Raw genomic sequence first — 25,939 nt, forward strand, 5'->3', positions numbered from 1 at the left:
TTGACGGCCTTTTTCTCAATTTAGTTAAACACCTTGAATCATGCGTCGTGCGCTAATAATCCCCGGTTGTTGCTCTAAACGAGCTAACAAACGTGAAAGCTGAGCCAAGCCTTTCACCTCAATGAGCAACTTCATATTAGCAATACCATCTGCCTCAGAAATTGTGTTCACCTGACGGATATTAATCTGGTCAGAAAAAATCACTTGAGTTAAGTCTTTGAGTAAGCCACGACGATCATAAGCCTCAACTACAATTTGAACACTTTGACCACGAGTTGGCTGCATTTCCCAATCGGCTTCAACAGCACGTTCTGGCTCTTGCTTGATCATACGTTGATAATCAGAACATAAGACTTTATGAATACTTACCCCACGGTTCAACGTGATATAACCGGCAATTGATTCACCATGAACTGGTTGGCAACACTGCGCAATATGTAGCTCAACATTGTCTAAACCATCAATTAAGATGCCATGCGCAGACAGAGTATGACTAGCACGTGGGTTTAATGTTGGTTTAAGTACCAGTTCAGGTTCATCCTGATCCAGATGCATTTGACGATTAATCTGATTAATCAGAGCATGCAAACTAATATCGCCGCTGACCAGACTAACCAAAATATCATCCCCTGTTTTCACATTAAAATGTGACGAGTAATCGTTGAGATCGATACTCTTAGGGTGAATCGCCAATCGAGACAATTCTTTGTTTAGTAACTCACGGCCAACTTCAAGGTTCTTACTACGGTCTTGCTGTCTGAACCAATGACGTAATTTGTCACGGGCACGAGCTGTCTTGATATAACCTAAAGAGTTCACCAACCAGTCACGGTTAGGCTCACGATCCTTCTTGGTTAAAATCTCAACCTGCTCACCTGTTTTTAACGTATAGGTTAATGGTACATAGCGCTGGTTAACACGTGCTGCATAACACTTGTTTCCTACCTCTGTATGCACATGATAAGCAAAGTCTAAAACTGTTGAGCCACGTGGTAGCTCTTTAATATCACCATCACGACTAAAGACATAAATCTTTTCAAAACCTTCAAAGTCTTGAAGCTGATCAAAACCTTCCGTCTCATCTTCATTTTGATGTACTGTTGTTTCATTACGTTCTTGGTAATGTTCCAAAACAGCACGAAGCGAATGCAAACGGTGGTTAAAAGAGTGGTCGGTATTCTTTGAACCTTCTTTATAGTTAAAGTGCGAACATACCCCTAACTCTGCTTCGTCATGCATCTCATGAGTACGGATTTGTACCTCTAAGGATTTATTCTCAGCAATAACAGCAGTATGTAATGAGCGATAACCATTGGCTTTCGGGTTAGTAATATAGTCATCGAACTGATGTGGGATATGACGCCAAATCTGATGAACAATACCTAATGAGTGATAACACTCAGGTACGCTATTCACCAATACACGTAAAGCACGAATATCATAAAGCTGATCGAAACTTAGGTTTTTGCTTTTCATCTTTCGATAAATCGAATAAATGTGTTTTGCTCGACCTGTAATTTCAGCTTCAATACCATGCGCCGCCAATTCACTTTTTAAACGGTCTATCACGAACTGGATATAATGTTCACGCTCAAGACGTTTTTCATTGAGTAATGAAGCAATCTCTTTATAACGGTCTGGCGCCAAATAACGAAACGCTAAGTCTTCAAGTTCCCACTTCAGCTGTGCAATACCAAGGCGATGCGCTAATGGTGAATAAATAGTTAAAATTTCACGCGCCACACGCTCTTGACGTTCACGTGATGAGTTTGCCAACTCACGTAAAGAGTAAGTACGTTCAGCTAACTTAATTAAAACGACACGAACATCTTCGGTCACTGAAATCAGCATTTTATAAATGCCGCTTAAATGTTCCCGTTGGTTGTTATTAAAATGGTCTTCTAGTCGTTTATTTTTTTCAATAAGCTCTGAAAGCTTACCCATTGCCAAAGTACCTTTGACAAGGTTATAAACTTGCTCACCAAACTTTCGCTTTACTTCTTCTATATCAGTAATGTCCTCACGAACACTACGATAAAGCATTGCAGCAGATAAAGTATCTTCATCTACATGTAAATGCGCCAGAATATCAGCCATTCCAACACCAGTAGCAAATGTATTGGAACGATGATTAACCGTTGAATCTAACTCTTTTTGTAGGGTTAAATGCGCAACCTCTTCGAGTTGTTTAAGCTCTGCCCCATCTAATATTTCACGAACCCGATCCAACCATGAGGCTAAACCGACTTGTGTTTCGGCGGCATGCTCTACAGTCGTTTCCTCTGACAACTCAGTTAGTTGTTCAGGTAACTGTTCACGTACTGTGACCATACCATTCTCCTGGATATGTAACTCATGTTTTTAATCGTTTATCTCTTGAATTTTCTCAAATAAAGCAATCGATTCAACATGTTCTGTGTGCGTAAACATGTCCATAACCGCTGCTTTTTTTAACTGGTAACCATGTTGAACCAAAACACCGGCATCCCTTGCTAATGTTGCTGGATTACATGATACATAAACGATTCTTTTTGCTCCAAAGTTCGGTACATACTGCATAATTTCATATGCACCAGCACGAGGAGGATCAATCAATAATGCATCAAATCCTTGATTTGCCCAAGAATGATGCGAAAAATCTTTTGTTAAATCTTGTGAAAAGAAGCTTGCCTGCACCAGATTATTACGCTTTGCATTATCTGTTGCCCGCTGCACCATTTCTTCACTTGCTTCCACACCAACAACCTGACCCTTTGCACCAACACATCGTGCAAGTGGAAGCGAAAAATTACCTAACCCACAAAACAGATCTAGTACTCTTTCACCCTGTTGCAATTGAAGCAATTCACATGCCAATTGCACCATTTGTTCATTTACTGTGGCATTGACCTGCGTAAAATCCAATGGCGAAAAAGCAAAATTTACATCAAATGCATTTAAAGCATAATGTAATCGCATAGCTCCTTGTTCTTCATCAATACGACGAAGACTTTCGGGTCCTTTAGGTTGCAAATACAACTGCCAGCCTTTGTGTAACGCAAATTGTCTTAATTGGTTGACATCAGCATTGTTTAGTTTTTCGATATGACGAACTAATAAAGATGTTTCATGATCACCTTTTGCTAATTCTACATGACCAATATGCGCTTTGCCTTTTAGACTTTGGAGTAAATTACGCAATTCTGGCAGACTATCTGATAACTTTTTATCCAAAACGCTACAAGTATGGATAGATGTTAAACGATTACTATGATGCTCACGGAAACCTAGAATCAAACGGTCCTGTTTTGGCAAATAGCGCACACCTATTCGAGCACGACGGCGATAATCACTTTGCAAAGAACGAATTGGTTGTAACCATTGTTCAGGCTGAATACCAGCAAAGTGTTGCAAGTGTGATTGGAGGACATTTTGCTTTAAACGGATCTGCTCATCGGGGTGGATATGCTGCATGCTACAACCACCACAAATACCATAATGAGGACAAACTGCCTCTACACGATTTGCTGAAGGTTCTGCTAAAAGCGCTACCATTTCAGCTTCTTCAAGCCGCTTAGCCTCATGCGTAATTTGGGCTTTTACTGTTTCTCCAGGCAACGCATAACGAATAAACACTTTTTTACCATGCTTATCTGCCGGATGGTCTGGATGAGAACCATAATGCGCAATTCCCCGCCCCTCATGAGAAAGAGTTTCAACCTGAAAAATATATTCGGGTTGTTGAGGTTTACGAGATTTGGCTTGCTGTTTCAAAGAATGAACCTAAAAATTTAAAAGATTAAAATAGTGGGACGTAAATTCGGTATGTTTCGATGTACGTTGCCACACCTCAAGAAAATCGGCTTGCTGAGGCATAGTCTGTAAATACTCAATACTCGAACTAATCCAGTGGTTATGCTCATCTACATTCATTTGGCCTTTGAGCAATAGCCAACGCAAATAAATAAACCATGTATTGAGCACATCACCTTCACAATAACTGGTTAACTTTAACCATTGTTCTGTACGTACATATTCAGGCACATGATAACCCGACTCACCACGTTTACCTGGTAAACCTAAAATACAGGCTACATCATCGAGTTTCTGGAAATTACGGCCATTAAACATTGCCATAACATCCATTAAATCAATATGACGGTGGTGATAACGGTTTTGGTAATTATTAAAACGCTTCTGACTATCAAGCTCGCCTTGATCAAATAACCCGGGTGCCGAAAGACCATGATACATGGCACGGAACAAAATGACGGGCAAATCAAATTGCGAGCCATTCCAGCTCACTAAAGTTGGATGGCGCTTATCAAAAATGGATAGAAATTTCTGTAAAATTTCAGCTTCCGAATAGTGTTCCCGACTAAAAGAAAATAATCTGAAACCTGATTCATCAATCCACAAACCAGAAATACAAACGATTTCATGTAAAGGCAAACGCTGAAAATCCATGCCGGATTCTTGGCGACGGATTTTTGTGAGTGCCTGTTCAACATCTGCCTCTGGCAAATCAAGATGATATAAATGCGCTCCCGCTTTTAAATCAGTTAAAGTTTCAATATCAAAAACTAAAGTAGGAAAACGCATTTTTTCTCTCAATTATGAGTCATCAGTCCTGTACTGAGAACAGGCCTGTAGACAAGTAGCGATCACCACGGTCACAGATAATGCAAACAATCACAGCATCCGGATTTTCTTCTGCAATTTTTACTGAAGCCCATACCGCCCCCCCAGAAGATGTACCTGCACTAATTCCTTCTTCACGTGCTAAACGGCGAGCTGTTTTTTCCGCTTCAATTTGCGGAATATCCATAATTTGATCAACACGCTTTGGTTCGAAAATTGTAGGTAAATATTCTTGTGGCCAACGGCGAATACCGGCAATATTTGAACCTTCAGAAGGTTGTAAACCAATAATTTGAATATCTGGATTTTGTTCTTTTAAATACTTAGAAACACCCATAATGGTACCGGTTGTACCCATTGAACTTACAAAATGGGTAATCTTTCCACCTGTTTGTTTCCAAATTTCAGGGCCAGTCGTAAGGTAATGAGCTTCCACATTATCTGGATTGCCAAACTGATTGAGGACTAAACCTAGGCCTTCAGCTTGCATTTGCAAAGCCATATCTCGTGCAGCTTCCATATTCGGCGCTTCAATCAATTCTGCGCCATAAGCACGCATGGCGTCCTTACGCTCCTGACTTGAATTCCCTGGCATAATAAGTTTCATTTTATAGCCGCGCATCGCCGCAACCATAGCTAAAGCAATACCGGTATTACCACTGGTAGCTTCAACCAATGTATCACCTGGTTTAATTTGACCACGCTTTTCAGCCTGCATAATCATGTTATATGCAGGACGATCTTTTACAGAACCTGCTGGATTATTACCTTCCAATTTTGCTAAAACCGTTGCCTGCGTATGACAAGCCAAGCGCTGCAAACGGACCAGAGGTGTTTTACCTACATAGTGATCTAACAAAAATTCGTCGGCTAAAAAATCAGGTTGTGTATTACTCATGATCAACACCTAAATCGGGGTGGCACTATTGTATGAAAAAATGATCGGTACTGCATCCATTTCACTATGCTTTTTAATGAAAGTGATTAAAGCCCAGTCAGTTATAAAATGCCGTCTGTTTTAAAATAAAGCGTGATAATATGCCCTACAGAGAGATCAATCTGATGTAGCTATGTCTAATTTCAATAAAACCTTATCGAAACGCTTACGTCTGAATCATGCATATGGGCAATTAATTGCTCTTATTTTTGTGCCCATTATGATTTTAACGTGTGTTGGGGCTTTTCTGGTTTTAACTGAAACATCACGTTCTGCAAAGCAACAACAATTGCATCATGCCTCAGCGATTTTGGCACGCTACAATCAAATTGCTAAAGATCTCTACACATTAGTAGAACTACAACCAGACGAATATGATCATGCTCAACATATTATGCAAAGTATGTTTAGCGAGAAAAATCTAAAGCGTGCTGCTTTAATTGATAGTAATGGTCAGACTTATTTAAGTATCGGTTATCGAGATAATCGTTACTGGCCTAACTTCACACAAAACAATAACTTTTTTGGTCCGATCTCTTATAACCATAATAATATTTATGGAGTCCGTATCATTGATACCGCAGGAAAGCCTCCTGTCTGGCTCTTGATTGAAATGGATAATCAACCACTTGAATTAGCGCGTTATCGCATTTTGATTGCTTTGGTCATTACCGGTCTGATGACTTTATTATTACTTTTGCTCTGTCTTAACTTTTATTCTCGCCGCTGGATTGCACCCATGTATGAAATACGTATGCAATTACAGCGTCTCAATGCAGACACTTTAGACCAACACATCGTGATTAACAGTTCCGGTGAGTTAAGATTACTCCAGCGCGATATCGCAAACGTGGTGAAACGCTTACATTTTAGTTTTTTAGAGTTAAAAGAACATACCGAGCAAACAGAAGAAGACTTACGCAGAACTTTAGATACTTTAGAAGTTCAAAACATTACTTACCGTCAAGCACGCGACCAAGCCATTTCATCTAATCAGGCAAAATCGGTTTTCCTTGCCAATATCAGTCATGAACTTCGTACACCGCTTAATAGTATTGATGGCTTTATTCATTTATTACTTCGCCAACAAAATTTAAGTAACGAACAGAACCTTTATTTACAAACTATTCGCAAGTCCTCCGCCCATTTATTAGCATTAATTAATGATGTATTAGATTTCTCAAAAATTGATGCAGGTAAACTGGAACTTGAAACAGCACCTTTTGACTTAGAAGAAGCTGTATTTGATGTCATGGATATGTTGTCACCTTTGGCTGCACAAAAGCATATTGCCATGGCTTTTTATTATGCAGATAACATTCCTCAACAGGTAATTGGTGATGCTTTACGCTTTAAGCAAATTTTGACTAATTTGATTTCCAATGCCATCAAGTTCACGCCAGATGGTGAAATTATTGTTCGTGTACGTATGGAACATGATGACATCGGTCAGTGCTTGCTTCATTTTAGTGTTCAGGACAGTGGTATTGGTTTAAGTGGTACAGACCGTAAAAAATTATTTGAGTCGTTTTCGCAAGGCGATGCATCTGTTACCCGCCAATTTGGTGGTACAGGCTTAGGTCTGGCAATTTCTAAACAATTGGTTCATCTCATGCATGGCCAAATTGGCTTTGAAGATAACCAAGAACGTGCTCCAACAGAAAAAGGTTCAACATTCTGGTTTACTGCACAGTTTGCTGTAGATGAAGAACATGAGATTGAACATCCTCACTTCGAACATTTACAAGTGGTGTCTTATTTAGCTCACCCTGCAACAGCGAGTGTTTTACGCTACTATCTTGAAAATTATCAAGTACCACATATTGAAACTCAATCTATTCTGGACTTGTTTAGCCGCTTAAAACATCTCGACCAGAAAGACAATACATGGCTCATTGTTGATCATAGTGGTGATACTGAAGCTCTACTCAAAGAAATTCGTAGCCGCTATCAAGGTAACTTAGCAGTTTACGGCTATCAAATGACGCTTGAGCCAAACATGCTCACCGAATATCGCGCTCGCCCACTTTATCAACCATTAAGCCGCAGTGGCCTCATTCAATTATTAAGTGACCAACCTATCTTTGAAGAGGAACAACAAGACTTTAATGGACAGGGGTTACATATTTTGGCGGTTGATGACCATTTACCTAACTTAATTGTTTTAGAAGCATTATTAGGTGAGTTAAATGTCAAAACTACTAAGGCCTTAAGTGGACAAGAAGCGCTTAATATTATTCAAGAAAGAATTGATCAGAAACTTAAACCATTTGATTTGGTATTTATGGACATTCAAATGCCGGTTATGTCGGGCATTGATACCACACGTGCGATCCGCTCTTTAGAATCCACTTTAGATGGGGAAATGCAACTTCCAATTATTGCTCTAACAGCCCACGCGCTTGCAGATGAAAAGCAAAAGCTTCTTAAAGTTGGTATGAATGACTATGTCACCAAACCAATTCAAATGGAGCAAATCATTCAAATTTTAACGCAATGGACGAAAAACAACTTTACTGCGCAAAATCTAGCTAAAGATCATCATGTGGTTGCAGAAGCATTAGATCCAGAAATTTTAAATTGGCAGCAAAGTTTACAACTGGCAGCAAACAAAGAAGATTTAGCTCAAGATCTTCTCAAAATGTTGGTAGATAGCTTCCCAACCGAGCTAGAAGAAATGCAACAACTCATTGAGCTTGAAGACTTTCCTCAGCTTGAGCATGTACTACACCGTCTTTATGGTGCTACACGCTATGTAGGCACACCAAAACTTCAACAAGTGACAGGTGACTTTGAACAATTTATTTCTACGCTACGCAAAGAACGCCGTAGAGCTGACGATGGCTTCATTGAAGAAGTCATGAGACGTTTCGATGAATTAGGTCTCGTCATTAAAGAAGTTGAGAGTGCAGCTCATCAAATTTTAGTCATACCAGATTAAATAATAGTTGCTAAATAGGCATGACTGACCTGTCATGTTTCCAATTTCCAGCCATGCTATGCTCCGCTTATCGATAAAAAAATAAGCGGGAATTTCATGGCACTATTACGTATTGAGAAAAATAATGGCATTGCAACAGTTTATCTAAACCGTCCTGATAAACGTAACGCTATGAGTTTTGCTCTACTCAAAGAACTCGTAACAACGGCTAAAGCTATACAAAAAGACCGAGATATCCGCTGTGTAATTTTGACGGGTGAAGCACAAGTGTTTAGTGCTGGTATTGATTTATCTGACTTAAACAATCCTAAGAACTCTGCATTTGCCATTTGGGAACTTGTTAAACCAGGACAAAGTCTTTTCCAAAAAGCCTTTCTTATTTGGCAAAATTTGCCCGTCCCTGTTATTGCCGCTCTTGAAGGTTATTGTTTTGGGGCAGGTATGCAACTTGCACTAGCTGCCGATATCCGCATTGCCCACCCAGACACTAAAATGTCGATTATGGAAAGCCGCTGGGGCTTAGTACCCGATATGGGACTTACCCGTTCGCTCAAAGGCTTGATTGGAGTTGACCTTGCAAAAGAGCTGACTTTAACTGCCCGTGTTTTTGATGGAAATTATGCAAAAGATATTGGACTTGTGACTCACTTAAGTGAGAACCCATTAGAAAAAGCAAATGCGATCGCTTCGGAAATGTTACAGCGCTCACCTGATGCATTGACTGCTGCAAAACGTGTACTAGATGCAATGGAACATCAACCAGAAAAATCATTACGCTTAGAAAAAATCTGGCAACTTAAATTATTACTTGGTAAAAATAGCAAACTTGCTCGTAAAAAAGACAAACATCCGGAAGTTAAATTTTTACCACGCCAATATAGATAAGAGCTTTATTATGAATTTTGATCGTAATACTCCTATTGCTTTTTTAGGCATAGGTCTTATGGGAAGCCGTATGGCAAGCCGTCTTATACAAGCCGGCTTTCAGGTCGCAGTATGGAATCGAACAGCATCTGCTTGTGAAGAACTTATTGATATTGGCGCACATGCACTCGATCTTTCCAACATCGGACAGTACCCACTCATTTTAACTTGCCTAGCCGACGATAAAGCTGTGCAAGCAGTATTTGATCAAATTCAAACAAACTTAAAAGCGGGTCAGGTCATTGTCGACTTCTCAAGTCTCTCTGTTGCTGCGACAAAAGCACTTGCTCAGGCTGCTGCTTCACAAGATGTGATATGGATTGACTCCCCTGTTTCAGGCGGTACAGCTGGGGCAGAACAAGGCACGCTAGTCATTTTTGCAGGTGGCGATGCTCAAACTATTGAAGCTTTAAGTCCTGTTTATAATGTTCTTTCCCAACGTGTCACAAGAATGGGAGATACAGGCACAGGACAAGCAACTAAAATTTGCAATCAACTCATTGTGGCAGCAAACAGCGCCTTGATTGCCGAAGCAGTTGCACTGGCAGATCGGGCGGGCGTAGATACCACTTTACTCGCTCCTGCCCTAGCTGGCGGATTTGCCGACTCAAAACCTTTTCAAATACTGGCACCACGTATGGCGACTCATACTTTCGAACCTGTTCAGTGGAAAGTTCAAACATTATCGAAAGACCTTAACAACGCAGTAACATTGGCTAACAATGTTAATTTAGACATCCCCGTTGCACAAAAAGCTCTATTACAGCTACAAACTCACCAAAAAAATGGCTTTGCTGAGAAAGATTTAGCTACTATGATTCAAGTAGTAGAGCAATAATAAACGGAGTTTGTGTATGGGTCGTCTTGCCGTTAACTTATCCATGATTTTTACCGAAGTTCCTTTAATTGAACGCTTTGCATTAGCCCATGCAGAGGGCTTTGAACATGTAGAAATTCAATTCCCATACGAGCTTGCCATTTCTGATATTCAAGACCAACTTGAACGTTACAACTTAAATTTATGTTTAATTAACGTTCCTGCTGGTGACCTTATGCAAGGTGGAAATGGCTTAGCAGGTATACCGGGTCAAGAGGCAGCATTTCGTGAAGCATTACAGTTAGCAATTCGCTATGCCACAGCATTAAAAGTACCACGTGTTAACATTTTGGCAGGCAAGCAACCTCAAGACTCTGACTTACTTCCTTGCCTTAAGACACTTGCAAGCAACTTAAAATTAGCCTGTGATTTACTGACAGAACACGATATTGAACCTGTATTTGAAATGATTAATGGCACAGATATGCCACGCTTTTTGGTACAGAACATTGCCCAAGCCCAAGAAATGCTAGAAGCAGTCAATCACCCTGCCTTAAAAATGCAATATGACTGTTACCATATGGCAATGATGGGTGAAGATGTACTTGAAGGGTTACAAGAAAATATTCACCAGATTGGCCATATTCAGTTTGCAGATTGTCCGGGACGCCATGAACCCGATACAGCTCAAATACCGTATGAGCAAATTTTTTCATGGATTAAGCAAAGTGCTTATGAGGGCTATATTGCGGCAGAATATAAACCTAAAAATGGCTCAAATCAGTCATTTACATGGAAAAAGAAATATTTTTCCGATGATGTAAATATATAAACTGTTACTAGTTTTGTTTGAAATTCTGAGTGAAAACCACTATATTAGATAGTGAGTAATTGTCAGGAAAATATACCCTATATGAATTTAGAACCATCGCCCAGCGTGTCTAATTCTCACGATTTCGCAATGAACACCTCAAATAAAGACGTACAAGCTTGTCTTAAAGTCGTCCATGACGCTTTAGTTGATGTAAAAGCAAAAGATATTCTACAGTTAGATGTTAGTTCTATTAGCAATGTTGCTGATGCTATTGTCATCGCGAGTGGTACTTCTACTCGTCACGTCAAAGCACTTGCTGACAATGTTGCAGAAGAAGCTCGAAAAGCTGGTTTCCGCCCGATTGGCGTTGAAGGCGAACGAGATGCCGAATGGATCTTAATCGATCTTGGCTTTGTTGTAGTACATGTGATGCTACCAACTGCCCGCAAATTCTATGATTTAGAAAGCTTATGGCGTACTGCTCCAGAGTCGGTCGCATAAAATTTTGCTTTTAAAAAAAGCGGCTCTTTTGAGCCGCTTTTTGTTTATATACTTACTCAAACTTTTATTATTTAAACAGCCACCCTTACTCTCACTTCCTATGAAAAGCTGTTAACTCAACAAAACTTTAATAACACTAACAAGCAAGTCATCACTCTTATTTAAAATTGACATGACAAATTGTCAGAATTCCAGCACTATACCAATTCTTATAGTCTCATCAATAAATAGCATAACCGGAGCACTAAAAAGTGAAGATACTCATTACAGGCGCCAATACAGGAATTGGCTTTGCCACAGCCGAACAACTTGTAAAACAAGGACAACATGTCATTTTGGCATGCCGAAATTCTCAAAAAGCGTTAGAGGCACAAAACAAACTACGCTCACTCGACCAAGGACAAGTCGATGTCGTTTCTCTTGACTTAAATAGCCTTGAATTAACTCAAAAAGCTGCCGAAGAAATTGCAGATAAATATGGTAGCCTTGATGTACTTATTAATAATGCCGGTCTATTTTCAAAAACAAAGCAACTCACCGTAGATGGGTTTGAACAGCAATTTGGCGTTAACTATTTAGGTCACTTTTTATTAACTCAAAAACTACTCCCCGTTTTAAAGCAGTCTCCTCAAGCACGTATTATTCATCTAGCGTCTATTGCTCACTGGGTTGGCTCAATTAAGCCTAATAAATTTCGTGCGGAAGGTTTTTACAATCCCCTGTTCTATTATGGACAATCCAAGCTTGCAAACTTACTGTTCAGCAATGCATTAGCTGAACAACTAGCAGATAGTTCAATTACCAATAATGCATTACACCCCGGTGGTGTTGCTTCCGATATTTATCGCGATTTACCAAAACCAGTTTATGCAGCCATGAAAGTAGGTTTAGTTCCAACCTCGGTTCCTGCAAAGCTCATTACAGAAATGGCGACTGGCGACACATGGCAAAACCGCAATGGTGAATATGTCAGTGCGCATATGCCTGACTGGAAATCTTCTCATGCCAAAAACCAGCAATTAGCACGCGACCTCTATCAGCAATCTATGACTCTAGTGGAAAAGTTCCTCTAACCTTCAAAAAATAAAAAACCACCCGAAGGTGGTTTTTTATATCAAAGCAACTTAGTGGCCTGTACCGTTAATTGCTTTCGTCATATCTTCAACAACTTTCTTAGCATCACCAAAGATCATCATTGTTTTTTCGTTATAGAACAAGTCATTATCAAGTCCAGCATAACCTGTCGCCATAGAACGTTTAATCACCATGATTGTACGTGCTTTATGTGCTTCAAGAATCGGCATACCATAAATTGGTGAACCTGGGTCATCTTTTGCAGCAGGATTCACAACGTCGTTTGCACCAATAACAAGTACTACGTCAGTTGCTGGGAAGTCTGAGTTGATCTCATCCATTTCCAAGATGTCTTCATATGCTACGTCTGCTTCAGCAAGCAATACGTTCATGTGACCAGGCATACGACCTGCAACCGGGTGAATTGCGAAACGGACGCGAACACCTTGTTCTTTTAGAATTTCACATAACTCTTTTACAGCATTTTGTGCACGACCTTGCGCCATACCATAACCCGGTACAATCACAACGCTGTCTGCATTTGACATTAAGAAGCCAGCATCATCAGCAGAACCTGAACGGTAGTTACGCTGAACTTGTTCACCTTTAGCAGCTGTAGAAACTGCTGCACCACCCATTGCACCACCAAACAATACGTTGATGATTGAACGGTTCATTGCTTTACACATGATGTATGACAGAATCGCACCAGATGAACCCACAAGTGAGCCCGCAACGATCAACATGTTGTTTTCAAGGGTAAAACCAATACCTGCTGCTGCCCAACCAGAGAACGAGTTAAGAAGCGATACCACTACAGGCATGTCACCACCACCTACCGGTGCAATCCATACCCAGCCAAATGCAAGTGCAAGTGCGGTCATTGCCCAGAAAGCAGTCATGTTGCCAGTTGTGAAGAAGTAGAAACCACAAGCCAACATCGCAACAAAGATAAGTGCTTGAACAGGTTTAACCCATGCACCAGAGATTGTTTTAGCCCATTTTTTCGCAGCCAATTTACCGTAAGCAAACACAGATGCCGTAAAGGTAATCGCACCAACGAAACAACCAACAAACAATTCAAATAGGTGAACCTTACTCATGTGTGCATGTTGCACGCCAGCCGCTGTTAATGCTGCCTCATTTTGAGCAAACAATGCTGTAAGCTGGTTGTTATGCAAAATTGCTGCAACTGCAATCAAAACCGCAGCCAAACCCACCAATGAGTGCATAAGTGCAACAGTTTCAGGCATTTGAGTCATGGGTACAGTACGTGCACGTGCAATACCCACAATCGCACCAAGCACCATTGCACCACCAATCATCCAAATAACTGGGTTATTGGCAACAAAGAAGGTTGTTACAACTGCAATCGCCATTGCGATCATACCGTAACGGTTACCTTGAATTGCTGTTTTAGGACCAGATAGGCCGCGAAGCGTCAAGATAAAGAGAATTGCGCCTACAAGGTACAACCAGTTTGCATTTGCTTGAATAAATTCCATGTCAAAGCCCTCTTATTTCTTTTGCTTAGGCTTGAACATTTCCAACATGCGTGCAGTTACTGCGAAGCCGCCGAAAATATTAATGCTTGCTAAAAATACTGCAATCGCACCAAGTACGCTCACAACATTCACACTTTGAAATGCAACATTTGCATCTACACCAAGTACAGGCAGGCCAACTGTTTGTAACATCGCACCAACAACAATAATCGATGACAATGCGTTGGTTACCGCCATAAGTGGCGTGTGCAAAGCTGGTGTAACACCCCAAACAACGTAATAACCTACGAAGATGGCAAGGACGAAAATTGTAATAGTTTCAACCATGAGAAATCTCCTTAACCACGCTTAAGCAGCACTTGACCGCCATGAGTGACCAATAGGGCTTTTTGGATTTCGTCTTCTTGATTAATCGCAAAGTTTTTCTCTTTGTCGAATAAAGTCTCTACGAAATTAAAAACGTTACGTGCATATAATGCAGAAGCTTCTGTCGCAACAGTGGCCGGAATATTTGGAATACCCAAAATTTTTACGCCATTTTCAGTGACAACAGTTTCGCCAACTTTAGAACCTTCAACGTTACCGCCTGTTTCAACTGCCATATCTAAAATGACAGAGCCTGGTTTCATTTTGGCAACAGTTTCAGCTTTGATCAGACGCGGTGCATCACGACCTGGCAACAATGCTGTTGTAATCACGATATCGGCATTCGACACAGCTTTATCTACAATCGCAGCTTGGTCTTTGATGTATTGCTCACCCGGCATCCAGCCATAACCATTTTTTGCTGCATCTGCTGCACGTTGCTGTTCTTCTTCAGACATTGGTACGTCTAACCACTTACCGCCTAAAGACTCAACCTGATCTTTTGCTGTTGGACGTAAATCTGTTGCTTCAACAATTGCACCCAAACGTTTTGCAGTAGCAATCGCTTGAAGGCCTGCAACCCCAACACCCATAATCACAACACGTGCAGGCTTTACAGTACCAGCAGCAGTCATAAGCATTGGGAACATGCGTTGATATTCAGCAGCTGCAAGCAAAACTGATTTATAACCAGCTAAGTTTGCTTGAGAAGACAACACATCCATGTTTTGTGCACGAGAAAGCGTACGAGGAAGCAATTCCAGAGCAAAAGCAGACACTTGCTGATTCGCAAATTGGTCTAGCTCGGTATTACGATAAGGATCAAACATTGCTACAACAGTTGTATTTGCTGCAAGTTTTTGAATTTCCCCGCCTTGTGGCGCACGAACTTTCAAAATAATTTGACTACCCGTATAGGCATCATCCGTAATGGTTGCACCGACCTGTTCATAAGCACTGTCAATGTACGCAGCCTTTACACCAGCACCACGTTCAATCACAACGCTATGACCAGCGCTAATCAACTTCTTTACTGTCTCTGGCGTAGCAGCTACACGATTTTCACCGACGACAGTTTCGGTTGGGATTCCGATCTGCATGAGCGTTCCTCAAGCTAATTTCTCATTGTCAAAAACATTGCAACCCGCAATGTTTCCCCCATGTGTATTCTTTGTACAGAATTTGGATTCTAATTGAACTTTTTGAAAATACCACCCACTATTTATTTAATAAATACCTATATTTTGAACTGATGATTCACGATGTTTTACATGAGGTGTAATATAGGAGGATTTTTCTTTTTTGCAGACAATAGTCTCTCTTATACAGTCCTGTATATGAAAATTTCTTTATCTTCGTTTCAAATTGGGTCTTTTTTTGCGCTTTGCTCTGCTTTTCTATTCAGCACAAAAGCGATTTTTATTAAACAAACTTATGCCCTTTCTCCATTAGTAGACGGTACAGTCCTGATGGCTTTACGGATGTTAAGCGCTTTACCGTTTTTTCTATTAATTTGCTGGTTCAATAGGCATCATAATCAGGGCATAAAAAAGAAGGATTGGCTAATTTTAATTTTTGCCGGTCTATTAGGCTACTACTTTGCCAGCTGGCTCGATTTCATGGGCCTCATGTTTATTAGCGCTTCTTTAGAGCGAATCATCCTATTTTTATATCCCACACTTACCGTGATCGCTTCAAGTCTGCTCTACAAACAAAAATTAGATGTAAAAAGTTTATTCGCCATTTTTCTTAGTTATGGTGGAACCGTGTTAGTGATGCTGCAAGAGCACAACAATGCACCAATTCAGGGCAACTTTTGGCTCGGAACAAGTTTTGTATTTGCTAGCGCTTTAGCTTTTGCCGGTTATTTACTGCTGACTCCACCATTAATTAAAAAATTTGGTTCTTGGAATTTCACAGGTTTAGCTTTAACAGTTGCCTGTATAGGTACATTAACCCATTACACTTTAAGTACTTCTCACCCGTTTCAACTCCTATTACAACTTCCCTCAAGTGTAATTTGGTACGGGATTGGCTTAGGCTTTTTAGTCACTGTCTTACCTACCGTTATGCTTATGCAAAGCATTGAGCGATTAGGTGCCTCTCAATCTGCAATGATTGCTTCGATCGGACCAGTTTTAACGATTTTGCTTGCCGTTGCTTTTTTAAATGAACACCTAAATATATGGCAATGGGTCGGTTGTTTCCTCAATATAGTCGGTGTAATGATGATTACTTTAAGAAAGAAAAGACTAAAACACTAAATGCTCTTGACCTAAACTTAAGTTGAGGTTGGATACTCATCTAAATTTTATTAAACGGTTGAGTTCCATGAACAAAGAAATTTTTAAAATCATAAATCCTTCTACTTTATATGACCCAACACCTAACGCTTATAGTCATGTCGCTGTAGTAAGCAATTTTAACAATATTATTCATATTGCAGGTCAAGGTGGCGAAGACCAACAAGGTCAATTAAGTTCTCATTTCAGCGAACAAGTCCTACAAGCATTTGAAAATATTAAATATGCGTTAGTAGCTGCCAATGCAGAACTTACGGATATCGCCGTTTTAAGAATTCTAGTTGTTGACCATTCGGTAGAAAAACATCAGATTTTGATTAAAATTATGAAGGATTTATGGAAAAATCATCCTTTTCCAGCCTGCACACTCATTCCTGTGCCGCGTCTTGCACTAGAACATATGCTCATTGAAGTCGAAGCAACGGCATACATTTAATAAAATCGAGAGAACATCATGTCTACCCCTGAAGATATCAGTCAAAATAAACCTTTACTTTGGTTGATGGCAGCAGCATGTGGCCTATGTGCAGGTGTGAATTACTATTGCCAACCCCTTATTCACTCTATTCAGCAAGATTTTGCTGTAACTCAAGCACAAGCTGCTTTAACAGTAACATTTGCTCAGGTGTCTTATGCCTTAGGTTTACTCTTTATTGTGCCAATGGGGGATATCGTCAATAAAGCCAAAGCTATTCCTTTTTTGATGATGCTTTGTGCAGTTGGCCTATTTACCTCTGCTTTTGCTGTTAACTTACCTATGCTCTGGATCGGTACAATTTTAGCGGGTTTGTTTTCAGTTGCAGCTCAAGTGCTTATTCCTCTTGCAACAATGACGGTTAAACCTGAAAAAACTGGTGAGATTATTGGCTTCTTAATGAGTGGCTTATTGGTCGGGATTTTACTCTCTACCAGTCTGGCTGGCTTATTTTCCAACCTTTTCCACTGGAAAGTCGTTTATGCCATAAGCGGTATATTAATGCTTCTGTTGGCCTATACCTTAAAAAGCCGCCTGCCTTATGTCATGCGTATGAAATTGAACTATGGACAAATCTTTGTTTCCATGGCTCAGCTTTTAAAGCAGGAAAAGCGACTATTATTAAGAGCACTTACAGGTGCATTCGCCTTTGCGTCAGTGAGTATTTTGTATTCAACAATCGCGTTACTACTGACCTCGGCACATCATTTACCCGATCTATTTATTGGACTGGTACCTTTAGTCGGTATCTTTGGTGCGTTATCAACACGTTATATCGGCAAATATGCCGACCAAGGCTACACACGTTTACTCACTTGGATGGGTTGCGGGCTATTTTTAGTAAGCTGGATTTGTTTCTATTTCGGACAAACTCTACTTTCAGCTTATGTTATTGGTTTTGCTTTAATTCAATTGGCACTTGCCCTTGTCCACACCAGCAACCAAAGTATTATTTTCCGTTTACGTCCCGATGCTAAATCTCGTATTAATGCTATTTATATGACTACTTATTTTATTGGTGGTGCAGCTGGCTCGGCATTAGGGATTTTTGCATGGAATCGTGGTGGATGGACCATGACTTGCCTAGCAGGTGTTGGACTCGTTGTATTTTGTATTTTATTTAGCATGATTGATGCTTTCTTACAAAAAAAGCAAATGGCTTAGCTATAAAGTAATTTGTTAAAAATCATCTTACTATATCTAACATTAGGGCGGTTATAAATTACGCAGTTAAATGCCACTGTCGATTCAGGGCTAAACCCCGTATAATGCTGCCCTTTCTTTAATTTAGCGACTTTTGGGTCTATCGGTTATGCAAACACTTCAATCGTTACAACCTCGTATTTCAGTAGCCCCAATGATGGACTGGACTACAAAGGACTACCGATTCTTTGCACGGTTGTTTAACCCAAACGTTGTACTTTATACAGAAATGGTGACTACGGGCGCGATTCTATTTGGTGATGCGAAACGCCATTTGGACTATAACACCCAAGAACACCTAATCGTATTGCAACTTGGCGGCTCAAACCCACAAGAGCTTGCCACTTGCACAAAAATGGCTGAAGACTGGGGCTATGACGAAGTCAACTTGAATGTAGGCTGCCCAAGTGACCGTGTACAGAACAATAAAATCGGTGCATGTTTAATGGCAGAACCAGACTTGGTCGCTGAATGTATTCACAGCATGCAAAAAGCCGTCAACATTCCGGTAACGGTTAAGCACCGTATCGGTATTGATGACATGCAGTCTTACGAAGAAATGCTGCACTTTGTAGATACTGTAGCAGCAACAGGTTGTACTCACTTTGTTGTACATGCCCGTATTGCGATATTGAAAGGTTTGTCTCCGAAAGAAAACCGAGAAGTACCACCGCTACGCTATGAAGATGTTTACCGTTTAAAGCAAGAACGCCCGCATCTGACTATTGAAATTAATGGCGGTATTAAAACTTTTGCCGAAACTCAAGCTCATTTACAGCACGTTGACGGCGTCATGATTGGCCGTGAAGCCTATCACAACCCTTACTTACTTGCTGAGCTCGGCCAACTTTGGAACCTAGAAGCACCGGATCGCTTCGATATTATGGAACAAATGCTACCGTATATTAAACAACGTCTAGCTGAGGGTGCGCCACTCTCTATCATTACGCGTCATATTTTAGGTTTATTCCAAAATTTACCGGGCGCTCGCAAATGGCGTCAGGCGCTAAGTGGTGGAAATGCAAAAACTTTAACTGATGTCGAGAATGCAATTCATAATATGCAAGCTGCCATTATCCGTACTGAAGAGTATTTAAAGGAACACCAATTTTAAGCCAGCCCATGTTTCTAAAATTGTAAGAAAATGTGGCATTTTAAATCAGAGACTTAGATTTTGAGTATATTCGCAATATGTTGGCTCGAAATATTCAAAATTAAGCTCTGATTAATTATTTATATTCAATAATATCAAAAACTTAATTTGTATGATTTCAAAAGCTCTTTTAATTAGCCCTTTTTTCCATGGCCAGAAATAAAAACTGGCAAAAAGATACGTTATTACATAACATAAACAAAACTTTTAAGTTTGGGCCATTAGTATCTCTGAACGCCACAGATAGGTGGTGATTTTCTAAATACGGATATAGGTAGTACGGGTAGAGATTTCACGATGATTATTTATGACGGACAAGTAGCTGATAACTATATGTATCAGGATTCAAATCAGGCAGCCATTGTTGTATCCCACAGCACACCAAGCCTCCCTTATCCATTCACCATGAAACCCAATAATCACTCCACTGAAACCAACACTCCTCCAGCCATTGATGTAGAAAAATTCGTAGCTAAATTAGAAAGTATTACCTCTAGACGCAGTAAAGCGCGTTGTGCACGTAGCATCCGTATTGCGCTTGAGTCTGCTGGTGCCGATGTTGAAAACCATCCGATTGCAGCATCAGATTGGGGCGATACCCTCAAGAAAATTGGCTATAAAGAAATAAATCCAGCCTTTGATGAGCCACAAGAAGGCGATATTTATATCATTCACAGAACCCGTAACCATATTTACGGTCATATCGCTGGTTACACAGGAAGTGAATGGGTGTCGGACTTTAAACAAAGTAGTTATGACGTCTATAAAGATGATAACGTCACCTATACTTACTATAGATTAGGCTAATTCACTTCTAAGATAGAAACATTTGATGAATTTGCTCGGCGCAGTGCTGAATGATTTCATCATGGCCTTTTCTATAGACCAGTAAAACTTCCGAAAGAGATAGAGAATCTGCCAAAGGTATTAGTTTTACATTGGCAGGTAAGATTTGTTGAAACTCCGCAGGAACAATACCTACCCCTAAATTTGCCGCCACGAGCTGTAACTGTGAAATCTTACGCGACTGAATGGAGGCTTTTTGTGGGGTAAATCCTGCGGCTAAACACAGATTTGCGACCAAATAACTTAAGCCTCCTCTTTCGGCATGAGGCGTTGATACAAAACACTCATGTTTTAAGTCTTTTAAATAAACCTTTTCTGATTTAGCAAACTTGGCATGATCAATATGCACAGCCACCATTAAAGGCTCTTCATATAACTTAAGAGTATTTATACCATCTAAAGTATGCCGAACTGGCGGGCGGATCAAACCGATATCAATTTCACCATTTAATAACGCTAAGATTTGCTGTTCGGATGATAAGGTATTAATCTCAAAGCTCAACTGCTGCGTTAAGCTAACTTCTTTTAATATCTGAACCTTTGTATTATCCACGACAATACTGCTGGAATGAGCAATTTTAATCTGTCGATTTTTCCCTTCCGAAACACTTTTAGACAGGTCAATAATTTCATTTAAATAAAGCAAGTTATCTTTTATTTTCTTATAGAAGACCTCTCCCGCTGGCGTGAGTCTTGCTCTTTTGTCCGTACGATCAAACAACTGAAAATCAATTTCTTCTTCTAATAGTTTCATTTGCCGACTTAAAGCAGACTGAGCAATAAATAGCTTTTCTGAGGCAGCAGTAAAACTTCCTTCTTCAACAATTTTTATGAAATATTGGAATTGTTTTAATGTGAGCATTACCATCTCAAAATTAGATCATTCGGTCTATTTTCTATATTAGATTAGATGAATAACCTTGACTAGAATTTTATTAAGACCATTCCCTTGATTGAATTCTTCATGAAGTATTTAAAAGGTTTCGCAATATGCACCATTGTTATTCTAATTTTATGGTGCTTTAAATTTTATGATCAGCAGCTACCCACACAGCCCCAGCAAGACAACCTAGAACTGTACGATTAAATAGTTTCTCTCAAAAATAAAAGGCATGCACTCACATAAGCGCATGCCTTTTCCATATTTAAATTAGGCTTTCTTTAAATCGAGTTTTTTCAAAACTTCAGCCACAGCAATCATAGAAAAGCTTGAAGTCACCACTACCGCTGAACCATAGCCACCACAGCGCAAGCCAGCTGATGGGCAGACATCTGCACTTGAAAATGGATTATCGATTGAGTAAATACAGGTAATGCCAAATTTCTCTTTTGGCTTTTTACAAATGCCACGAGCACGAAGCTGACTACGTAGCTTCGCTAACATTGGGTCCTGTTCTGTTTTTGATAGATCGGCCACACGAATTTTAAGCGGATCGAGCTTACCACCAGCTCCACCAGATACAATCAAAGGAATTTTGTTAAAACGACAATGGAGCATTAAAGCCAGTTTTGCCTTAACGTCATCAATGCAGTCCAAAACAATATCCGGTACAGGGTTCAAAAGTTCTGCAACATTTTCTGGTGTTAAGAAGTCATCAATAATATTGACTTTAATACGTGGGTTAATTTGGCGACAACGTTCCGCCATAATCTCAACTTTTTCACAGCCCAGAGTTGATGTCATTGCAGGTAGCTGACGGTTCACATTTGATGCTGCAACTACATCCATATCGACTAGTGTGATCTCGCCAATACCTGTACGTGCTAAAGCTTCTACCGCCCAACTGCCGACACCACCAATTCCAATCACCATCACATGACTTTTTTCATAGTGCTGGAACGATGAATCACCATAAATTTTGGCTACACCTGCAAAACGGCGGTCATATTCATCATTTTGTGGCAAATCGGACATGGAACTGGCTTTCTCTAAAAAATCAAACCATATATTTTACTGTTTTTTACGTAGAGCGTCTTGCCGCTCTTACAAATAAAAATACCCAGTAAAATTGAAATAATTGAATTCCACTAACTTACTTTTATTTCAAAGCAAAAATGAAGTTGATTTCAACCGATGCATTTTTTGGAAGTTGGTACACACTAACCGATGTACGTGTATGCCGTCCTGTATCTGAACCTAAAATTTCATAAAGTATTTCAGATGCTCCATCAGCAACTTCGCTTTGCTGTATAAACGATGACGTTGAATGAACAAATACATTCATTTGTAAAACTTTTCCAATAACATCTAAAGTCCCATAGTGCTGTTTTAAAATTGCTAAAGCTCTCATGGTGCTAATACTTGCAGCAAGCTGTGCATCTGATAAATCAACATCTAATCCAACTTTTCCACAAATCCGTACCGTATCTCCCACTCTTGGAATTTGACCACTAATAAATACAAGTCCAGCGTGTTCAATTAATGAGGTATATTTACCTCCTATTTTTATATCTCCTGAAAAATCATACCCCAATCGAGATTCAACTTTTAAAAATACTGTATCTCTATCCATTATTGCTTCTTCTTATAACAAAAGTTATTTCATTTATATTTAGCCTATCCATTAAACAAAGACAATAAAAAAGCCTCATGAATAAGGCTTTTTTATATAACTTTTGAAAATAGCCATTTATGAAGCAATCAAATTCCGCAGTACATAATGCAAAATACCACCAGCCTTAAAGTACTCAACCTCATTTAACGTATCAATTCGGCATAACACATTAAAGTGGCTGGCTACCCCATTTGGCCCTTTCACATCAACTTCAAGAATTTCATGAGGCTGAATACCATCCGATAAACCACGAATCGAAATGACTTCATGACCCGTTAAGTTGAGGGACTGTCTGGTTTGGCCATCAACAAACTGGAGTGGCAACACGCCCATACCCACCAAGTTTGAACGGTGAATACGTTCAAAACTTTCAGCAATGACAGCTTTTACACCTAACAAGTTCGTTCCTTTGGCAGCCCAGTCACGTGAAGAACCTGTTCCGTATTCTTTACCAGCAATAATCACAAGCGGTGTATGTTCTTGTTGGTAACGCATTGCCGCATCATAAATAGCAAGCTTCTCACCACTTGGCACATGTATGGTATTACCACCTTCTTCGCCGCCGAGCATTTCGTTTTTAATACGAATGTTGGCAAAGGTGCCTCGCATCATGACTTCGTGATTACCACGTCGTGAACCATAAGAGTTGAAGTCTTTTGGCTCTACACCTTGTTCTTGTAAATAGCGGCCAGCTGGACTGTCTTTTTTGATATTACCCGCTGGTGAAATATGGTCGGTTGTTACCGAGTCACCAAGCACTGCCAAAATACGTGCCTGTTCAATATTCTTGATTGGTTTTGGTGGCTCACCAATACCCTCAAAGAACGGCGGATGACGAATATAAGTCGAGTCATCAGCCCATTCGTAAGTTTTACTTTTTGGAATCTGAATCGCTTGCCAGCTTTCATCACCATCAAACACCGCAGCATATTCTTTGTGGAACATGTCGGTATTTACTTTTTGTAAGACGGCATCAATTTCTGCCTGACTTGGCCAGATATCTTTTAAATAAACAGGTTGCCCATCTTTACCTTGCCCGATTGGTTGAGTCGTTAAGTCTGTACGGATATTCCCAACTAAACCATAGGCAACCACAAGTGGTGGTGAGGCAAGCCAGTTGGTTTTAACTAATGGATGCACACGCCCTTCAAAGTTACGGTTACCCGAAAGTACAGATGCCACGTTTAGATCATGACACTGAATTGCATCTTCAATTGGTTCAGGTAAAGGACCTGAGTTACCAATACACGTTGTACAACCATATCCGACCAAGTTATAGCCCAACTCATCTAAATACGGCGTAAGCCCAGCCGCCAATAAATAGTCAGTCACGACTTTAGAACCAGGCGCAAGTGAACTTTTTACCCACGGTTTACGCTGCAAACCCTTTTCAATTGCTTTTTTAGCAAGTAAACCGGCTGCCAACATGACACTTGGGTTAGAAGTATTAGTACATGAAGTAATCGCTGAAATGACGACATCGCCATGATTTAAGGGATATTCTTGTCCTTCAATTACACAAGATGGGCTTTCATGCTGAATATTGGCTTTGGTCGCTTCTACAGCCGTACCGCCACCGCCTTCATTTTCTAAACGTTCTTTCGCTTCTTTGGCTGGCTTAAGGGTTAATTCCATGAGCGCATTAAACGTTTTAGGTACTTCCGATAAAAGCACACGGTCTTGAGGGCGTTTTGGACCTGCCAAACTTGCCTGAACCGTACTCATATCTAAACTTAAAGTATCTGTAAACACAGGTTCATCGCCCGGATTACGCCATAAGCCTTGCGCCTTGCTATATGCTTCAACCAATGCAATACGGTCACTTTGACGACCTGTTAATTTCAAATAACCCAAAGTCACTTCATCAATTGGGAAGAAACCACAAGTTGCACCATATTCAGGTGCCATATTAGCAATGGTCGCACGGTCAGCAAGTGGTAAATCGGCTAAGCCATCTCCATAGAATTCTACAAATTTACCTACCACACCTTTTTGGCGAAGCATTTGAGTAATGGTCAGCACTAAGTCAGTTGCTGTAATCCCTTCTTGTAATTTTCCAGTCAGTTTAAAACCGATCACCTCAGGAATGAGCATAGAAATAGGCTGGCCTAACATGGCAGCTTCTGCTTCAATACCCCCAACACCCCAACCTAATACCCCTAGACCATTAATCATAGTGGTATGTGAGTCTGTACCCCCGTTGTCTTCACCTAGCCACACTGCTTGAGCCAAATATTCTAAATTGACCTGATGGCAAATACCGGTACCCGGTGGCACAACACTAAAGTTATTAAATGCAGATTGTCCCCAACGCAAAAATTGATATCGCTCGCCATTTCGCTGCATTTCAATTTGAACGTTTTCTTCAAAAGCCTGATCATCGGCAAAATGGTCTACCATCACAGAGTGGTCTATAACCAGATCTACAGGTGATAACGGATTAATTTTTTCAGGGTCACCCCCCGCTTCAGCCATTGCAGCACGCATTGCGGCTAAGTCAACGACTGCCGGAACGCCGGTAAAATCTTGCATTAAAACCCGTGCAGGTCGATATTGAATTTCTTGATCTGAGGTACGGGTTTTTAGCCACTCAGCTAAAGCATAAATGTGTTCTGTTTTAACACTGTGCTGATCTTCAAACCGTAATAAGTTTTCCAACAGTACTTTTAATGATTTCGGCAGTTTGGCAATGTCACCTAGCTTTTTCTCGGCTTGGGTTAAGCTAAAAATCTGATAATTGCTGGAACCTACTGTTAGCGTCTGTAAAGCATTAAAACTATTGATATTGCTATACTTAGCCATTGGGTTATCCTCCCATGTCTGGCAATGTTATTTTTCACGTTTTTACATGTTGTTTTCTTACTTTAAGCTTCTTTTTTAATCGCTGTGTTTTGTTTTAGTTACT

Annotated in this window: 23 protein-coding genes; 12 read left to right on the top strand and 11 right to left on the bottom strand. The window is 40.2% G+C overall.

The features are described 5' to 3' along the window. Positions 1 to 24: 24 nt before the first annotated feature. From C1642_RS06890 to cysM, 4 genes are read right to left on the bottom strand one after another with little or no spacing between them, the layout of a single operon-like run. Positions 25 to 2,331, bottom strand: a complete 2,307-nt coding sequence (locus tag C1642_RS06890) for a RelA/SpoT family protein (RefSeq protein ID WP_000259109.1) — start codon at positions 2,329 to 2,331, stop codon at positions 25 to 27. 30 nt (positions 2,332 to 2,361) lie between these two features. Continuing rightward, complete coding sequence (rlmD, locus tag C1642_RS06895) at positions 2,362 to 3,753, bottom strand: 23S rRNA (uracil(1939)-C(5))-methyltransferase RlmD (RefSeq protein ID WP_103236108.1); 1,392 nt, start codon at positions 3,751 to 3,753, stop codon at positions 2,362 to 2,364. Between the two features lie 9 nt (positions 3,754 to 3,762). After that, on the bottom strand, positions 3,763 to 4,581 hold the full coding sequence (locus tag C1642_RS06900; RefSeq protein WP_103236109.1) for a 3'-5' exonuclease: 819 nt from the start codon (positions 4,579 to 4,581) through the stop codon (positions 3,763 to 3,765). A 22-nt stretch (positions 4,582 to 4,603) separates the two neighbouring features. Continuing rightward, the gene (cysM, locus tag C1642_RS06905) at positions 4,604 to 5,518 is read right to left on the bottom strand and encodes a cysteine synthase CysM (RefSeq protein WP_000072604.1); all 915 of its coding nucleotides are present in this window, start codon (positions 5,516 to 5,518) and stop codon (positions 4,604 to 4,606) included. A 172-nt stretch (positions 5,519 to 5,690) separates the two neighbouring features. Between cysM and C1642_RS06910 the strand changes: the two genes are divergently transcribed. The 6 genes from C1642_RS06910 (at position 5,691) to C1642_RS06935 (ending at position 12,627) form a co-directional block, all read left to right on the top strand. Next, on the top strand, positions 5,691 to 8,498 hold the full coding sequence (locus tag C1642_RS06910) for an ATP-binding protein (protein WP_000064534.1): 2,808 nt from the start codon (positions 5,691 to 5,693) through the stop codon (positions 8,496 to 8,498). A 96-nt stretch (positions 8,499 to 8,594) separates the two neighbouring features. Continuing rightward, the gene (locus tag C1642_RS06915) at positions 8,595 to 9,383 is read left to right on the top strand and encodes a crotonase/enoyl-CoA hydratase family protein (RefSeq protein WP_001196726.1); all 789 of its coding nucleotides are present in this window, start codon (positions 8,595 to 8,597) and stop codon (positions 9,381 to 9,383) included. Between the two features lie 10 nt (positions 9,384 to 9,393). Further along, the gene (locus C1642_RS06920; protein ID WP_001008365.1) at positions 9,394 to 10,260 is read left to right on the top strand and encodes an NAD(P)-dependent oxidoreductase; all 867 of its coding nucleotides are present in this window, start codon (positions 9,394 to 9,396) and stop codon (positions 10,258 to 10,260) included. Between the two features lie 16 nt (positions 10,261 to 10,276). Further along, positions 10,277 to 11,071 carry a hydroxypyruvate isomerase family protein gene (locus tag C1642_RS06925; RefSeq protein ID WP_000532984.1) on the top strand — a complete coding sequence of 265 codons (795 nt, stop codon included), beginning with the start codon at positions 10,277 to 10,279 and terminating at the stop codon, positions 11,069 to 11,071. Positions 11,072 to 11,152: 81 nt separating this feature from the next. Continuing rightward, positions 11,153 to 11,554 (top strand): ribosome silencing factor, encoded by a 402-nt coding sequence (rsfS, locus tag C1642_RS06930; RefSeq protein ID WP_001047580.1) that lies wholly within the window; start codon positions 11,153 to 11,155, stop codon positions 11,552 to 11,554. A 251-nt stretch (positions 11,555 to 11,805) separates the two neighbouring features. Continuing rightward, complete coding sequence (locus tag C1642_RS06935; RefSeq protein ID WP_103236110.1) at positions 11,806 to 12,627, top strand: SDR family NAD(P)-dependent oxidoreductase; 822 nt, start codon at positions 11,806 to 11,808, stop codon at positions 12,625 to 12,627. A gap of 51 nt (positions 12,628 to 12,678) precedes the next feature. Here the strand turns inward: C1642_RS06935 and C1642_RS06940 are convergent, their stop codons facing one another. Genes C1642_RS06940 through C1642_RS06950 form a run of 3 tightly spaced genes read right to left on the bottom strand, consistent with a single transcriptional unit; the run spans position 12,679 to position 15,599 of the window. Next, positions 12,679 to 14,133: an NAD(P)(+) transhydrogenase (Re/Si-specific) subunit beta gene (locus C1642_RS06940; protein WP_000394402.1), complete on the bottom strand. Its 1,455-nt coding sequence runs from the start codon at positions 14,131 to 14,133 to the stop codon at positions 12,679 to 12,681. Positions 14,134 to 14,145: 12 nt separating this feature from the next. Next, positions 14,146 to 14,460 carry a proton-translocating transhydrogenase family protein gene (locus tag C1642_RS06945; RefSeq protein ID WP_000230434.1) on the bottom strand — a complete coding sequence of 105 codons (315 nt, stop codon included), beginning with the start codon at positions 14,458 to 14,460 and terminating at the stop codon, positions 14,146 to 14,148. Positions 14,461 to 14,471: 11 nt separating this feature from the next. Next, a complete protein-coding gene (locus C1642_RS06950) occupies positions 14,472 to 15,599 on the bottom strand; it encodes a Re/Si-specific NAD(P)(+) transhydrogenase subunit alpha (RefSeq protein WP_001165468.1) in 1,128 nt (375 codons plus the stop codon). A 237-nt stretch (positions 15,600 to 15,836) separates the two neighbouring features. On the opposite strand from C1642_RS06950, the gene C1642_RS06960 reads away from it, so the two are divergent. From C1642_RS06960 to C1642_RS06980, 5 genes are all read left to right on the top strand, one after another. Continuing rightward, positions 15,837 to 16,763, top strand: a complete 927-nt coding sequence (locus tag C1642_RS06960; RefSeq protein WP_045544549.1) for a DMT family transporter — start codon at positions 15,837 to 15,839, stop codon at positions 16,761 to 16,763. 67 nt (positions 16,764 to 16,830) lie between these two features. After that, complete coding sequence (locus C1642_RS06965) at positions 16,831 to 17,238, top strand: RidA family protein (RefSeq protein WP_103236111.1); 408 nt, start codon at positions 16,831 to 16,833, stop codon at positions 17,236 to 17,238. Between the two features lie 18 nt (positions 17,239 to 17,256). Next, a complete protein-coding gene (locus C1642_RS06970; protein ID WP_000106691.1) occupies positions 17,257 to 18,441 on the top strand; it encodes an MFS transporter in 1,185 nt (394 codons plus the stop codon). A 148-nt stretch (positions 18,442 to 18,589) separates the two neighbouring features. After that, positions 18,590 to 19,594: a tRNA dihydrouridine(20/20a) synthase DusA gene (dusA, locus tag C1642_RS06975; protein ID WP_103236112.1), complete on the top strand. Its 1,005-nt coding sequence runs from the start codon at positions 18,590 to 18,592 to the stop codon at positions 19,592 to 19,594. Between the two features lie 336 nt (positions 19,595 to 19,930). Next, complete coding sequence (locus C1642_RS06980; RefSeq protein WP_000587862.1) at positions 19,931 to 20,440, top strand: hypothetical protein; 510 nt, start codon at positions 19,931 to 19,933, stop codon at positions 20,438 to 20,440. A 7-nt stretch (positions 20,441 to 20,447) separates the two neighbouring features. Here C1642_RS06980 and C1642_RS06985 read toward each other — a convergent pair whose 3' ends face one another. Further along, positions 20,448 to 21,341 carry a LysR family transcriptional regulator gene (locus tag C1642_RS06985; protein WP_103236113.1) on the bottom strand — a complete coding sequence of 298 codons (894 nt, stop codon included), beginning with the start codon at positions 21,339 to 21,341 and terminating at the stop codon, positions 20,448 to 20,450. A gap of 102 nt (positions 21,342 to 21,443) precedes the next feature. Between C1642_RS06985 and C1642_RS06990 the strand changes: the two genes are divergently transcribed. Beyond that, positions 21,444 to 21,566 carry a hypothetical protein gene (locus C1642_RS06990; protein WP_087606384.1) on the top strand — a complete coding sequence of 41 codons (123 nt, stop codon included), beginning with the start codon at positions 21,444 to 21,446 and terminating at the stop codon, positions 21,564 to 21,566. Between the two features lie 63 nt (positions 21,567 to 21,629). On the opposite strand, the gene C1642_RS06995 is transcribed toward C1642_RS06990, so the two are convergent. From C1642_RS06995 to acnA, 3 genes are all read right to left on the bottom strand, one after another. After that, positions 21,630 to 22,394, bottom strand: a complete 765-nt coding sequence (locus tag C1642_RS06995) for a ThiF family adenylyltransferase (RefSeq protein WP_103236114.1) — start codon at positions 22,392 to 22,394, stop codon at positions 21,630 to 21,632. Between the two features lie 124 nt (positions 22,395 to 22,518). Further along, complete coding sequence (locus C1642_RS07000; RefSeq protein ID WP_103236115.1) at positions 22,519 to 22,992, bottom strand: RidA family protein; 474 nt, start codon at positions 22,990 to 22,992, stop codon at positions 22,519 to 22,521. 117 nt (positions 22,993 to 23,109) lie between these two features. Next, positions 23,110 to 25,836 carry an aconitate hydratase AcnA gene (acnA, locus tag C1642_RS07005; RefSeq protein WP_103236116.1) on the bottom strand — a complete coding sequence of 909 codons (2,727 nt, stop codon included), beginning with the start codon at positions 25,834 to 25,836 and terminating at the stop codon, positions 23,110 to 23,112. Positions 25,837 to 25,939: the final 103 nt, after the last annotated feature.

This window comes from Acinetobacter sp. AKBS16, assembly GCF_002899995.1.
Lineage (GTDB): Bacteria > Pseudomonadota > Gammaproteobacteria > Pseudomonadales > Moraxellaceae > Acinetobacter > Acinetobacter baumannii.

Coding starts and splice junctions, on each gene's coding strand:
- C1642_RS06970 (WP_000106691.1), top strand. CDS start 17,257: ATGTCTACCCCTGAAGATATCAGTCAAAATAAACCTTTACTTTGGTTG.
- C1642_RS06980 (WP_000587862.1), top strand. CDS start 19,931: ATGATTATTTATGACGGACAAGTAGCTGATAACTATATGTATCAGGAT.
- C1642_RS06985 (WP_103236113.1), bottom strand. CDS start 21,341: ATGCTCACATTAAAACAATTCCAATATTTCATAAAAATTGTTGAAGAA.
- C1642_RS06915 (WP_001196726.1), top strand. CDS start 8,595: ATGGCACTATTACGTATTGAGAAAAATAATGGCATTGCAACAGTTTAT.
- C1642_RS06925 (WP_000532984.1), top strand. CDS start 10,277: ATGGGTCGTCTTGCCGTTAACTTATCCATGATTTTTACCGAAGTTCCT.
- cysM (WP_000072604.1), bottom strand. CDS start 5,518: ATGAGTAATACACAACCTGATTTTTTAGCCGACGAATTTTTGTTAGAT.
- C1642_RS06940 (WP_000394402.1), bottom strand. CDS start 14,133: ATGGAATTTATTCAAGCAAATGCAAACTGGTTGTACCTTGTAGGCGCA.
- C1642_RS06910 (WP_000064534.1), top strand. CDS start 5,691: ATGTCTAATTTCAATAAAACCTTATCGAAACGCTTACGTCTGAATCAT.
- acnA (WP_103236116.1), bottom strand. CDS start 25,836: ATGGCTAAGTATAGCAATATCAATAGTTTTAATGCTTTACAGACGCTA.
- C1642_RS07000 (WP_103236115.1), bottom strand. CDS start 22,992: ATGGATAGAGATACAGTATTTTTAAAAGTTGAATCTCGATTGGGGTAT.
- C1642_RS06995 (WP_103236114.1), bottom strand. CDS start 22,394: ATGTCCGATTTGCCACAAAATGATGAATATGACCGCCGTTTTGCAGGT.
- C1642_RS06920 (WP_001008365.1), top strand. CDS start 9,394: ATGAATTTTGATCGTAATACTCCTATTGCTTTTTTAGGCATAGGTCTT.
- C1642_RS06960 (WP_045544549.1), top strand. CDS start 15,837: ATGAAAATTTCTTTATCTTCGTTTCAAATTGGGTCTTTTTTTGCGCTT.
- C1642_RS06965 (WP_103236111.1), top strand. CDS start 16,831: ATGAACAAAGAAATTTTTAAAATCATAAATCCTTCTACTTTATATGAC.
- rsfS (WP_001047580.1), top strand. CDS start 11,153: ATGAATTTAGAACCATCGCCCAGCGTGTCTAATTCTCACGATTTCGCA.
- C1642_RS06900 (WP_103236109.1), bottom strand. CDS start 4,581: ATGCGTTTTCCTACTTTAGTTTTTGATATTGAAACTTTAACTGATTTA.
- dusA (WP_103236112.1), top strand. CDS start 18,590: ATGCAAACACTTCAATCGTTACAACCTCGTATTTCAGTAGCCCCAATG.
- C1642_RS06950 (WP_001165468.1), bottom strand. CDS start 15,599: ATGCAGATCGGAATCCCAACCGAAACTGTCGTCGGTGAAAATCGTGTA.
- C1642_RS06945 (WP_000230434.1), bottom strand. CDS start 14,460: ATGGTTGAAACTATTACAATTTTCGTCCTTGCCATCTTCGTAGGTTAT.
- C1642_RS06890 (WP_000259109.1), bottom strand. CDS start 2,331: ATGGTCACAGTACGTGAACAGTTACCTGAACAACTAACTGAGTTGTCA.
- C1642_RS06990 (WP_087606384.1), top strand. CDS start 21,444: ATGAAGTATTTAAAAGGTTTCGCAATATGCACCATTGTTATTCTAATT.